Origin of the sequence: Streptomyces sp. NPDC059003 (genome assembly GCF_042740445.1) — a bacterium.
Classification (GTDB): domain Bacteria; phylum Actinomycetota; class Actinomycetes; order Streptomycetales; family Streptomycetaceae; genus Streptomyces.
On record NZ_JBHYJH010000002.1, the window covers coordinates 68,383 to 80,210 of the forward strand.

The following is an 11,828-nucleotide window of genomic DNA, read 5'->3' on the forward strand; positions in this document are numbered from 1 at the left end:
CGCGCACTGCCGGTTCCGGCCCGGCTCCGCGATGATGGCCGCGGCGGCCGAGCCGTCGTGGCTGAGCGGGGGGGGGACGGATGCCCAGGGGGATGAGTTACGCGGACGCGGTGCGGCTGCTGGGTGGCGCGGACAGCCCGGCCCTGACCGTGCTCGACCGGCTGACCAGCGGGGCGCTCCTGGTGGCCACCGGCGGCGGGTCGCAGCTCGCGATGAGCCTGTTCGACGCCACCGGCGAGCTGACGCGGCTCAGCCAGTCGCTGCTCGCGGGCCTGGGCGAGCGGGCCCGCGGCCTCGGCCGGTTCGACCGCACGCAGCGCCTGGCCGCGGCCCACGCCGTCGTGGTGCTCACCGCGTACTTCGACACCGTCACGGAGCTCGACCTCCCCCTGGCGAGAAGGGAGTTCACCGTGGGCCGCGCCGACGCGGTGCGCCTCGCCACGGGTCAGGCCCCGCACAACGGCAGGCTCGCCTCGCTGACGGACGAGCTACTGCGGGCCGAGGTGCCGACACCCTCACCGCACCGCCCGTACGAGGCACAGCTGGGCGCCCTCGAAGAGTTCTACCGGACCCTCTCCCAGCGGCTCCTGGAGTACGTGTCGGACGGCGAGGCGTGGGGTGCCGCGTCCGCGCAGGAACAGGAGGAGGTGAGCACGGGACTCCTGGAGACGGCGCCCCAACGGGCCGTGGCCGCCTACGAGATCCTGTACCGGCGGCTCGCGGCGGAGTTCCCCGAAGCGGCCGTCTGGGTCAACCTCATCGACCACCAGGCCACCCGCGACGAGGTCCGCCGTCTCCACCGCACCCTGCGCGACCTGGAGGAAGCGGTCGTGCGTGCGGCCGCGGGGCAGGGCGCGGCCGAGCGGTACCTGGCGCTGAACCGCGCCTCCAGGGCGGCCCTGAACGCCTCCCTCCTCGCCCTGGAGGACCTCCCGGAGGGCCTGACCGTCCCCACGCTCGACGAGGGGTACCTCTCCCCGGACTTCAAGGTCGCCCCCTTCGGGCCCGCCGACCGGCTCTCCGAGGAGCACTGGTGGGACCGGTGGCCGGTCCGGCACGACCTGGAGGGCTTCCTGCGGAGCCTGTTCACCGCGCCCGCGGCCGTCGAGACTCCGCTCGTGCTCCTCGGGCAGCCCGGTTCCGGCAAGTCCGTGCTGACCCGCGTCCTGGCGGCCCGGCTGCCCGCGGACGACTTCCTCGTGGTCCGGGTGCCGCTGTCCGCCGTACCCGCCGACGCGGCGATCCAGGACCAGATCGAAGCGGCGATCCGCGCCGCCACCGGGGAGGCCATGTCCTGGCCCGACGCGACGCGCACGGCACCGCGGGCCCTGCCCGTGGTCCTGCTCGACGGCTTCGACGAGCTCCTGCAGGCCACCGGCGTGCACCAGTCCGACTACGTCCAGCGCGTCGCCGCCTTCCAGCAGCGCGAGGCCACCCACGGGCGCCCCCTTGTCGTCCTCGTCACCAGCCGCACCGCGGTCGCCGACCGCGCCCGCCTCGCGCCCGGAGGCGTCGCCGTACGGCTCGAACCCTTCAGCGACGCGCAGGTGACGCGGTGGCTGGAACTCTGGAACCGGCAGAACACGACGTACTTCCGACGCCACTCCTTGCAGCCGCTGTCCCCCGACCATGTGCTCACGCAGCGCGAACTGAGCGGTCAGCCCCTGCTGTTGCTGATGCTCGCCCTGTACGACGCCGAGGACAACGCCTTCCGGCGCGAGCACGGCGACCTCGCCGGATTCGACCTCTACGACCGCCTCCTGACCCGCTTCGCCTCCCGCGAGGTGCACAAGGGCCAACCGGGGCTCGCGGACGAGCAGTTGGCCCACGCGGTCGAGTCCGAGCTGCTGTGCTTGTCCGTGACAGCCTTCGCGATGGTCAACCGCGGTCGGCAGTGGATCACGGAGGCGGAGCTCACGGCCGACCTTCAGGCGCTGCTGCCGGAGCGTGCCGGTGCTCCGCATGCCGCCGATCTGCGGGCCGCGCTCACGCCCGGGCAGATCGTCGTGGGGCGGTTCTTCTTCATCCACCGCGCGGAGGCGACGCGGGACGGGGTGCGGCTGCGGTCCTTCGAGTTCCTGCACTCCACCTTCGGTGAATTCCTGGTGGCCCGGCTGGTGTTGCGCGAGCTCCAGGACCTCGCCGCGGCAGCACGCTCGGACGCCACCCGCGTCCGGGTGCCCGCTCCGGACGACGCCTTCCTCCACGCCCTGCTCTCCTACGAGACCTTGACCGTCCGCGCCGCGACGCCGGTCTTCCTGGGCGAGGCCCTGCACCGCCTTCCGGCCGAGCACCTCGCCGTGCTGCGGCCCCTGCTGCTGCGCCTCTTCCACGGCGCCCTGGACGCACGGCAGGAGCGCGCCTTCGACGGATACCGTCCCGCGGCCCCGCCGGTCCCGGCCCGGCATGCCGCCTGGTCCGCCAATCTCCTGCTCCTTCTGCTGTCGCTCGGTGAGCCGGTGCGGGGCCGGGAGCTCTTCCCGGAGGGCGAACCGGTGGACCATTGGCACCGCCTGATCACCTTGCTCAAGTCCCAGCTCACGCCGGAGGGCTGGTCCACGCTGATGTGGACCGTCGGCCTGGAACGCGTCTGGTCGGGCGAGCTCAGGGACGTGCGTCTCACGGTCGCCGACCCCTACGAGACGGCGCCCGCGATCGACCCGTACTGGACGTACGACACCGCTCCCGGAAGCGCGGATCGGGGGCACCGCTCCTGGATGCACGACAGTCACGAGCCCTCGCGCCGGGAGACGCACCTGCTCTGCGACAGGGAGCGCGACGTCCTCCAGCACGCCCTTGAGCCGCTGTGCGAGGCGGGACTCGGCATGGCCCTCACCGACTTCGCCGGCTACTGGGAGGACCGCTGCCCCTCGGCGGCACACGCGCTGCTCGCCCTCTGGGCCGCCCGGGAGCGGGATCCGGAGACCACCGGGCCCTCCGAGCTGCACCGGACGGCGCTCACCATCGCGCTGCACAGCCTGCCCGGCTCGGAACCCCAGTTCCAGGAATTCATCGAGCGCTATCTGCGCACCGTGGTCCACGAGTGGCGGGCCCTTGGACGGCACCCCGGTGAGGAGTGGCTGCGGCGCGCCATGGAGATCGTGCGCCGCAACGAGTCCGGCAACACCGCGGGCCGGGAACTCGACCGCCACGCGGGCCCGCTCTACGACGGGACGGGCTGAGCCACGTCAGGACCTGGGCGGTTCGACGCCGTCATCCACGTCCAGGAGGCCGTAGGCCCGTGCGAGTGCGCCCACGGCGGCCGTCATGGCCGTACGCAGCGCGGGCGGTGCGACGGCTTCGACGTCGGCGCCGAGGCGCAGCAGCTCACCGCAGGCGTGCGCCACGCTCTCGATCGGGATGACCGCCTCCACCCAGCCGTCGTCGCCGACGGCGGTCGCGGTGGTGTCGACGGCCCGGACGACGTCCGGGGGCATGTTGTCCGGCAGGCGCTCGCGCCCCCGCGGGGACAGGCGGACGGTGGCCGTGCCCGCGTACCGGCGGTCCCGGAAGTCGTCGAGGTAGGAGGCCCAGTACACGGCCAGGTCGAAGCCCTGCGGCCGGTCGAACCGCTCGTCGGCCGGGACGGCGTCGAGGACCTGGGCGACCCGGTAGGTCGCGATCCGGCTCGCCGAGGACGAGGAGGCGGCCACGACGTACCAGACACCGGACTTGAGCACGAGGCCGTAGGGGCGCAGGCGGCGCCGCACCTCCTGCGGGGCGCGCCAGCGGCGGTACCGCACGTCCACCGCGCGCCGGGCGAGGACCGCGTCGACGAACAGCGGCAGGTGCGGCGTCTCCTCGGCCTCCCGGTACCAGCCGGGCGCGTCCACATGGAACACCGCCGCCGTCCGCGCCGCCTCCTCGCGCAGCACCGTCGGCAGCGCGGCGAGCAGCTTCAGGCGCGCGCCCGTCACCTCCTCCCCCAGGCCCAGGTCGGCGGCGGGGCCGGGCAGTCCGGCGAGGAACAGCGCCCGCGCCTCGCCCTCGCTCAGGCCGGTGAGGCGGGTGCGGTAGCCGTCGAGCAGCTGATACCCGCCGCCGGGGCCCGGCTCCGCGTAGACGGGGATGCCGACGGCCTGCAGCCGCGCCAGGTCGCGGTAGGCGGTGCGCACCGACACCCCGAGCTCGTCGGCGATTCCCCGCGCGGGCAGGCGCCCGCGGGACTGCAGCAACAGCAGCACCGAGAGGAGGCGACCGGCAGACATGCGCACATCCTTCCGTACAACTTCCGTGCAACTTCCGTACAACACTGACAGCCCCTGACACGCGGCTCTCCTACGGTCGGTCCGTCGGTCCGCAGCCCGCGCCGACCATCGCCGGACAGGAGTCCTCCGTGCCCCGAACCGACCCCGCCGCCCACCCCTCGGACCGCGTCGCCGACCGCCTCTCCGTGATCGAGCTACGCCAGTACACGCTCCGCCCCGGCCGACGCGACGAACTCGTCGAGCTGTTCGACCGTGAGCTCCTCGAGACCCAGGAGGAGACCGGGATGACCGTGCTCGGCCAGTTCCGGGACCTGGACCACCCGGACCGCTTCGTATGGCTGCGCGGCTTCCGCGACATGACGACCCGTCACCAGGCGCTGACCGCGTTCTACGAGGGTCCCGTCTGGGCGCGGCACGGGCCGCAGGCGAGCGCCACCATGGTCGACTCCGACGATGTCCTGCTGCTGCGTCCCGCGTCGGCGGGGAGCGGCTTCACGCTCCGCCCGTCCGACCGGTCCCGCACCCCCGCGCGGGACCGCTTCGTGTCCGCCACCGTCTGGTTCTTCCGGCCGGGGCGGCAGGACGGTGTCGAGCTGATCCGGGACGGCCTCCTCCCGGTCCTGCGCGCCACCGGCCCCGCGCCGCTCGCCGTCCTCACCACCGAGACCGCGCGCAACACCTTCACCAGGCTGCCGGTCCGCACCGGCGAGAACGCCGCCGTGGTCCTCACCTCGTACCCGGACGAGAGCGCCTGCCGACGCCACCTCGCCGCCGTCCGGGCCCATCCCACCGCCCGGGACGAGGTCCTGCCGGGCATCGAGCGGGAGCAGACCGCGGCACCGCAACGGCTCCGCCTGGCGCCCACGACCCGCTCGCTCATCGGAAACGCCGCCTGACGGGCCCTCACACCCCGAGGCACGGGGCCCTGGCGAAACTCGGGTGCGCAACGGCCCTGCCCATGGCCATGATGGAGATCATGACTGCGTACGCTGACGACCCCGCCCGGCTCGGTGCGAGCCGCCTGTCCGACGGGCGGACGCTCGGCTGGGCCGAGTGGGGGCCGTCGGACGGGGTGCCCGTGCTGCTGTGTCCGGGTGCGGCCACGAGCCGGTGGCTCGGCTTCGGCGCGGGGGTCGTCGAGGCGCTCGGCGTGCGTCTTGTCTCGGTGGACCGCCCGGGGCTCGGCGCCTCGACGCCAGCGCCCGGCCGGACCTTCGCCGACTTCGCCCGTGACATGCGTGAGCTCTGCGTGCTGCGCGGCCTCGGGCGTCCGGCGGTGGTCGGGAACTCGCAGGGCGCGCCGTTCGCTCTCGCCTGTGCCGAGGAGGGTCTCGCCTCGGCGCTGGCCGTCGTCTCCGGCGCGGACGAGGTCGCCGCGCCGGAGTTCGCTGCCGCGCTGCCGGCGGAGCTGCGGGGCCTGGTCGAGCGGACCGCATGCGACCCGGCCGGTGCCGAGGAGTTCTTCGCGGGCTTCTCGGCGGATGCGATGTGGGGCATGGTCATGGCCGGGAGCCCCGAGTGCGACCTGGCCGTGTATCAGGACCCCGCGTTCGCGGTCGCTTACCGCAGGGCCTTGGACGAGGCCTTCGCGCAAGGTGCCGCCGGGTACGCCCGCGACACGGTCCTGGCCATGGGGCGGTGGCCGTTCGCCCTCGACGGGATCACCGTGCCGGTCGACATCTGGTACGGCGAACGGGACACCAGCCACTCGCCGGACAACGGCGCACTGCTCGCCGCCCGCATGCCCGGCGCCCGGCACCGCGTCGTACCGGGCATCGGCGGCGCGCTGCTGTGGACCCATGCCGAGCCGATCCTCACGTCGCTGCTCGCGCGGGCCGCCGCCGACCGGTAGGCGACCGGCTCACGGCCGACTCGTGGCCGAGTGACGGCCGTGCCGGGAGATGGCTCAGGTTGGCATCACGAGCCCCACCGGGAGCCCCGGCCCGACAGGGGTCGGGGAGGAACACGCACCACGCCTCAGGCGTGCCTCGAAGCTGCGGCACGCCACTGACCTGCGCATTCACCCCTCTCGCCACACCCTGGCGCCACCGACGACGCGGGTGACACCACTAATGGCTCGCCATGGCGCCACACGTGTGCCATGATGGCAGCACGCACAGCGCACCCCTCGGTCTCGCAGTCCGAGGGGTGCGGGTTTCACGGAGTGAGTCATCAAAGGGGACGGGATCATGGGGACAGCACCGAGCCAGCAGCAGGCGGCACCCGGCGCCTTCGCCGCCTTCGCCCGCTTCGTGCTCTGCGGCGGCGGGGTGGGGCTCGCCTCCAGCTTCGCCGTGGCGGCCCTCGCCTCCTGGATCCCCTGGGTCCTGGCCAACGCGCTGATCACGGTGGTCTCCACGCTCCTCGCCACCGAGCTGCACGCCCGCTTCACCTTCGGCGCGGGCGGGCGCGCGACCTGGCGCCAGCATGCGCAGTCGGCCGGTTCCGCGGCGGCCGCGTACGCGGTGACGTGCGTGGCGATGCTGGTGCTGCAGCAGCTGGTGGCGGCGCCCGGTGCGGTGCTCGAACAGGTCGTCTACCTGTCCGCTTCCGCCCTCGCCGGTGTCGCGCGGTTCGCGGTGCTGCGCCTCGTCGTCTTCGCGCGGAACCACCGCTCGCAGGCCACGGCCGCCGCCCGCACCGCCCGCCCGGTGCCCGCGACCGTGACCCGCGCCCCGGCCCCGGCCGACCCCGCGGCGCTCTGCCCCGCCGCCTGACGGTCACGCCCCGGGCTGCCCGTCAGGACAAACTCACTGGCGGGTTCGAGCCCGCACGGCCGATCATGACCGCATGAGCGATCAACCCTCACGATGGACCCAGGCATCCGTCTACCCCGACATGTGGGCCGACCCCGACGACGACCCCCGCGACAGCGACCGGACAAGTCCGGACGGCGAGCTCGCGACGCTGACGGACTTCCTGACGAACTACCGCCTGACGCTGCGGATGAAGTGCGAGGGCCTGGACGCGGAGCAGCTGGCACGCCGGTCGGTTCCGCCGTCGACGCTGTCGCTCCTCGGCCTGCTCCGGCACCTCGCCGAGGTGGAGCGGGACTGGCACAACTGGATCACCGACGGAGAGCCGCTGCCGAGGCTGTACGGCAAGAAGGACGCGGACTTCGACGGAGCCGTCGCCGAACAGGCCGTGGTCGACGCCGCGTACGCCGATCTGGAGCGCGAGCAGGCCGCGACCGACGCAGCGCTGGCCGCACACCCGGACCTGGGCGAGCGGGTCGGGAAGGACAGGATCGCGGTGCGGGAACTGATGGTGCACAGGATCGAGGAGTACGCCCGTCACTGCGGGCAGGCCGACCTGCTGCGCGAGTGCATCGACGGAAGGGTCGGCCAGTAACACGGAAGGGTCGGCCGAAATCGAGGCCGGGGCCCCCTCCGCCGCCCGACACGTTCGTATGATCTTCAGTGACCCCTCGCTCCCCACCCGGGTTGGGCACGGCGCACGGGACGGAACACCCGCCCCTCCAGCAACAAGCGTCAAGGAGCAGGCAATGAACGGCCTTTGGGCAAGGAAGCTGATCCGCTGGGCACTGGTCGCGGCGGTGGCCGTCACCCCCGTCGCCCTGTCGACCGGCTCGGCACACGCCGACGAGACACACAAGGACTCGCACAACGCGCCCCGTGTCGCCCTCATCAACACCGGCCAGATCGACGACCCGCTCGAGGACGTACTGGAGCACACCCTCAACTTCGGCGACGGCTACGCCTGGGACTGACCGGAGACGGTCACACCGGGGACCGACCCGAAGCCGCACCCCTGGGGCGGCCGGTGCCAACGGCATCCGGCCGCCCCTCCCTTTGCCCCTCGCCCAGTCATCGAGATCCCACTACCGCGCCGCGACCGCGTCCAGCGCCGGAGCGATGACGGCGAAGGCCCGGTCGGTGAGTTCGGCCGGGTCCGTCTTGCCGTCGCTGTCGCTCCACCGGTGCAGGACCGCGTCGAAGGCGGTCAGCGCCATCCCGGCGGCCATGCGTGGGTACAGGTCGGCCCCGGCGTCGAGGCCGTGACGGGACGCCAGCTCCGCCGCGAGGTCGTCGCGCCACTGTGCCTGGCGCTCCAGGAAGCGGGCGAGCAGCGCGGGCGTACGCAGGATCAGCTGGACCACGGCCAGCGCCCGACCCGTGTGGTCGGCGTGATCGGCGCAGGCCGCCATGCCGGCCCAGACGGCGTGCCGCAGCGCCTCGGAGACGGGCTCCGCGGCCGGGCGGGCCGCGAGCGCCGCGCGCATGTCGGCGCCCATGCCGGACAGGAACTGGACGACCACGTCCTCCTTGGACGCGAAGTAGCGGAAGAACGTCCGCTTGGACACCCCCGCGGTGGCCACGATCTCGTCGACGGTGACCGCGTCGAACCCTTTCAGCGCGAGCAGTTGCAGCGCCGCTTCGGTCAGCTCGTTCGAGACGAGCTGACGTTTGCGCTCGGCCAGGGTCACGTCGGGGCGGGTCACTTCAGGGCGGGAGCTCACCGACCCATCGTACACATCATGCCGCGCATGACACTTGGACGTCTCGATGACATCAAGAGACTCTTTGACATCAAGAGACTTCTTGACACTAAGTGCCACGAGGGGCAATGTGTGCCGCATGAGCCAGATGAAGCGATGGACCGCCGCACACATTCCGGACCAGACCGAGCGGGTCTTCGTCGTCACCGGGGCCGGCAGCGGCCTCGGCCTCGCGACCACGCGGGCGCTCGCCCGCCGGGGCGGCCATGTGATCCTCGCGGTCCGCGACGAGGCGAAGGGCCGCCGGGCGGCCGCCGAGATCACCGCCGCACAGCCGGACGCACGCCTCGACGTGCGCCGCCTCGACCTGGCCGACCTGACATCGGTGCGGGCCTTCGCCGACCGACTCCGCGCCGACCACGCGCACGTGGACGTCCTCGTCAACAACGCGGGCGTGATGGCGCCGCCGCGCACGCTCAGCGCACAGGGCCACGAGGTGCAGTTCGCCTGCAACCACCTGGGCCACTTCGCGCTCACCGGGCTGCTGCTCGACCTGCTGAGCGCCGGGCGCGATCCCCGCGTGGTCACGGTGAGTTCGGTCAACCACCGCAAGGGCCGCATCCGCTTCGACGACCTCGCCGGAGAGCGCGGCTACTCGCCCATGGGCTTCTACGACCAGTCGAAGCTCGCCAACGCCGTCTTCGGGCGGGAGCTCCACCGGCGCCTCACCGAGGCCGGGAGTCCGGTGCGCAGCGTGCTCGCCCACCCCGGCTACACCGCCACCAACCTCCAGAAGAACGGCCCGGTCGGCCTGGTGAAGCTGCTGTTCGGCCGCCTCCTCACACCACTCGCCCAGGCCCCGGACCAGGGCGCGCTGCCCCAGCTGTACGCGGCGACCGACCCCGGCGCGGAGGGCGGCCGGTTCATCGGGCCGGACGGCAGGGGCGAGCTGCGCGGGGCACCGACGCGGGTGGAGCTGTCCCCTGCGGCGGCCGATCCGGAGCTCGGCCGCCGTTTGTGGGAGGTGTCGGAGCGGCTGACCGACGTGCGGTACGCGTTTCCGGCGCGGGGCGCGGAGCGGCACGTCGACAGCCGAGCCTGACGGGCGTACGCGAGCGCCTTCGCCTCACCACTTCCGCTAGCCCTCCCGGCAGCCACCGGCCAGCGAGATGACGCAGACCCGGGCGGATTCGCGCGGCTCGCTGCGCGGCCGTTCCCCCTCCGCCCGGGGGAGGCCGCCGTGGACGCCGGCCTCGATCGCGGCGATCAGTTGGCGCAGCGCGCCGCAGCCGTGCGGCTCCGGCACTCCCTTGTCCAGGGAGGCGAGCGCCCGCCGCGCCCGGTGCCAGGCGCGGCCGCTGCGTCCGTCCCTGTGGTCGGCGTACGCCCTGGCGTAGCGGGCGAGGATCCCGGCCCAGGTGTCGGCGTGGATGCCGGGCTGGGCCAGGGCGCGGCGCGCGGAGCGGCGCGCGGCTCGGGGCGCGAAGGCGGCCTGGGCCACGGCGAGGGCGGCCAGGCTGACGGCCCGCGAGGGGCCGCCGGACGCGTCGTACGGAAGGGTGGCCGCGGCCTCCTGGAAGTGCTCGGCCGCGCCCCGCGCGTCGCCCTGGTGGAAGGCGAGCATGCCCTGGACGTGGGCGATCCGGCCGACGGTCGCGTCGTCACCGGCGAGCACGGCGGCGGGCCAGGCCCGGGCCAGGAGCGCCCGGGCGGTCCCCGGGTCGCTGCTCGCGCTGAGCCAGGCCGCGAGCCACCGCCCGCGCGTCGCGAGCACACTGTCCGCGGGGCACAGCGGCAACAGGCGCAGCAGCTGGCCCCGCCCCTCCTCGGCCCGGCCGTACACGGCCCACCAGAACCACAGGTCGACGACCGTCGCCAGGGCCGCCGGCGCGTGGTCGGGACGGCCCAGCGCGTACCGCACCATCGCGGTGAGGTCGTCGTGCTCGTCCTGCACTAGGCGCACGGCCTGCGCCTGGCAGCCGGTGCTCCACAGGGTCTCGGCGGTGCTCGCGACCTGGCGGCAGTGGGCCACGCGGCGCTCGGCGGCCACCTCGAACTCACCGGCCTCGCCGAGCCGTTCGGCACCGAAGTCGCGCGCCGCGCGCCGCATGCGGTAGCGAGGACCGCGCGGCCCGCCGGGGTCGTGCAGCGGCTCCAGGACGCCCACCGCCGCCAAGTGGGCCAGACACACGGACACGTCGTGCGGCCCGATGCCTCCTCCGGCGCACACGAACACGGCGGCCGACTCGTCGAAGGCCCCGGCGAAGACGCTGGCCCGGCCCCACACGATCCGCACCGCGCGGTCGCACAGCGCGTATGCGGCGCCGAGCGCGTCCCGCAGCGACCGGTGCCGACGCGGCGCCGGGCGCGGGCTGTGCAGCCAGCACTGATGGCGCTCCACCAGGTCCGCGAGATGCCGTACCGGATAGTGCGCCACCTGCTCGGCGGCGAGCTCGACCGCGAGCGGGAACCCTTCCACCGACCGGCAGATCGCCGCCACCGCCGCCAGGTCGTCGCCGTCGGCCGCGAAGCCCGCCGCGGCGGCCCGCGCCCGCTCCAGGAACAGCTCCACCGCGGGCGCCGGACCGCTCCCACCGTCCGGCGCCTCCGTAGGCAGCGGCGCAAGGGCCAGGACGCGCTCCTCGCCGAGCCCCAGGGCCCGGCGCGCCGTCACCAGGACGCGCAGCGTCGGCACGGCCATGAGGAGCCGCTGCACAAGGCGCACGCACTCCGCGTGCACCGGGTCGACGTCGTCGAGGAACAGCAGTACGTCCTCGGCGGGCAACTGCCGCACCAGGTCACCGACCTCGACCACCGTGCCGCCCGGCCGCCTGCCGGTCAGCGCCTGGAGCACCGCGGCGGCCAGCGCCCCCGGCCTGTCGGCCCCGCTCCCGCGCCGGCGCACCCGCACCACGCGCCGCCACGGCGCCGGCACCGCCCCGGCCGCCGCGCAGGCCAGCCGGCTCTTGCCCACCCCGACCGCGCCGGTCACCGTCACGAGCCGGTGCTCCGCCAGGAGTTCGCGCAGGGCCGCCGACTCCCGCTCCCTGCCGACCAGGCCGCCGTGCGGGTGGGGAGCCCCGGGTCCGCCGACACACTCCCGCATTGCTCCCTGCCTTTCGCACAGCTCTCCGGACATCGGGTGGTCGCGGCCAACGCGC

General features: G+C 74.0%; 10 protein-coding genes. 7 read left to right on the forward strand and 3 right to left on the reverse strand.

Features of this window, described 5'->3' with window-relative positions:
* Positions 1 to 92 precede the first annotated feature (92 nt).
* The gene (locus ACFWZ5_RS01555; protein ID WP_384787310.1) at positions 93 to 3,182 is read left to right on the forward strand and encodes an NACHT domain-containing protein; all 3,090 of its coding nucleotides are present in this window, start codon (positions 93 to 95) and stop codon (positions 3,180 to 3,182) included.
* A gap of 6 nt (positions 3,183 to 3,188) precedes the next feature.
* On the opposite strand, the gene ACFWZ5_RS01560 is transcribed toward ACFWZ5_RS01555, so the two are convergent.
* On the reverse strand, positions 3,189 to 4,208 hold the full coding sequence (locus ACFWZ5_RS01560) for a helix-turn-helix transcriptional regulator (protein ID WP_384787308.1): 1,020 nt from the start codon (positions 4,206 to 4,208) through the stop codon (positions 3,189 to 3,191).
* Between the two features lie 128 nt (positions 4,209 to 4,336).
* On the opposite strand from ACFWZ5_RS01560, the gene ACFWZ5_RS01565 reads away from it, so the two are divergent.
* The 5 genes from ACFWZ5_RS01565 (at position 4,337) to ACFWZ5_RS01585 (ending at position 7,938) form a co-directional block, all read left to right on the forward strand.
* Positions 4,337 to 5,104 (forward strand): NIPSNAP family protein, encoded by a 768-nt coding sequence (locus tag ACFWZ5_RS01565; protein ID WP_384787305.1) that lies wholly within the window; start codon positions 4,337 to 4,339, stop codon positions 5,102 to 5,104.
* 80 nt (positions 5,105 to 5,184) lie between these two features.
* Positions 5,185 to 6,060 (forward strand): alpha/beta fold hydrolase, encoded by an 876-nt coding sequence (locus ACFWZ5_RS01570; protein ID WP_384787302.1) that lies wholly within the window; start codon positions 5,185 to 5,187, stop codon positions 6,058 to 6,060.
* A 337-nt stretch (positions 6,061 to 6,397) separates the two neighbouring features.
* Positions 6,398 to 6,925 carry a hypothetical protein gene (locus tag ACFWZ5_RS01575; protein WP_384787299.1) on the forward strand — a complete coding sequence of 176 codons (528 nt, stop codon included), beginning with the start codon at positions 6,398 to 6,400 and terminating at the stop codon, positions 6,923 to 6,925.
* 73 nt (positions 6,926 to 6,998) lie between these two features.
* Entirely contained in the window at positions 6,999 to 7,559 is a 561-nt protein-coding gene (locus ACFWZ5_RS01580) for a DUF664 domain-containing protein (protein ID WP_384787296.1), read from the forward strand.
* A 154-nt stretch (positions 7,560 to 7,713) separates the two neighbouring features.
* On the forward strand, positions 7,714 to 7,938 hold the full coding sequence (locus tag ACFWZ5_RS01585; RefSeq protein WP_384787293.1) for a hypothetical protein: 225 nt from the start codon (positions 7,714 to 7,716) through the stop codon (positions 7,936 to 7,938).
* 111 nt (positions 7,939 to 8,049) lie between these two features.
* On the opposite strand, the gene ACFWZ5_RS01590 is transcribed toward ACFWZ5_RS01585, so the two are convergent.
* On the reverse strand, positions 8,050 to 8,688 hold the full coding sequence (locus ACFWZ5_RS01590) for a TetR family transcriptional regulator (RefSeq protein ID WP_384787290.1): 639 nt from the start codon (positions 8,686 to 8,688) through the stop codon (positions 8,050 to 8,052).
* Positions 8,689 to 8,806: 118 nt separating this feature from the next.
* Between ACFWZ5_RS01590 and ACFWZ5_RS01595 the strand changes: the two genes are divergently transcribed.
* Positions 8,807 to 9,769, forward strand: a complete 963-nt coding sequence (locus ACFWZ5_RS01595) for an oxidoreductase (RefSeq protein WP_384787287.1) — start codon at positions 8,807 to 8,809, stop codon at positions 9,767 to 9,769.
* A gap of 36 nt (positions 9,770 to 9,805) precedes the next feature.
* On the opposite strand, the gene ACFWZ5_RS01600 is transcribed toward ACFWZ5_RS01595, so the two are convergent.
* A complete protein-coding gene (locus ACFWZ5_RS01600) occupies positions 9,806 to 11,773 on the reverse strand; it encodes an ATP-binding protein (protein ID WP_384787284.1) in 1,968 nt (655 codons plus the stop codon).
* Positions 11,774 to 11,828 lie beyond the last annotated feature (55 nt).

Coding starts and splice junctions, on each gene's coding strand:
- ACFWZ5_RS01555 (WP_384787310.1), top strand. CDS start 93: ATGAGTTACGCGGACGCGGTGCGGCTGCTGGGTGGCGCGGACAGCCCG.
- ACFWZ5_RS01560 (WP_384787308.1), bottom strand. CDS start 4,208: ATGTCTGCCGGTCGCCTCCTCTCGGTGCTGCTGTTGCTGCAGTCCCGC.
- ACFWZ5_RS01570 (WP_384787302.1), top strand. CDS start 5,185: ATGACTGCGTACGCTGACGACCCCGCCCGGCTCGGTGCGAGCCGCCTG.
- ACFWZ5_RS01575 (WP_384787299.1), top strand. CDS start 6,398: ATGGGGACAGCACCGAGCCAGCAGCAGGCGGCACCCGGCGCCTTCGCC.
- ACFWZ5_RS01580 (WP_384787296.1), top strand. CDS start 6,999: ATGAGCGATCAACCCTCACGATGGACCCAGGCATCCGTCTACCCCGAC.
- ACFWZ5_RS01585 (WP_384787293.1), top strand. CDS start 7,714: ATGAACGGCCTTTGGGCAAGGAAGCTGATCCGCTGGGCACTGGTCGCG.
- ACFWZ5_RS01595 (WP_384787287.1), top strand. CDS start 8,807: ATGAGCCAGATGAAGCGATGGACCGCCGCACACATTCCGGACCAGACC.
- ACFWZ5_RS01600 (WP_384787284.1), bottom strand. CDS start 11,773: ATGCGGGAGTGTGTCGGCGGACCCGGGGCTCCCCACCCGCACGGCGGC.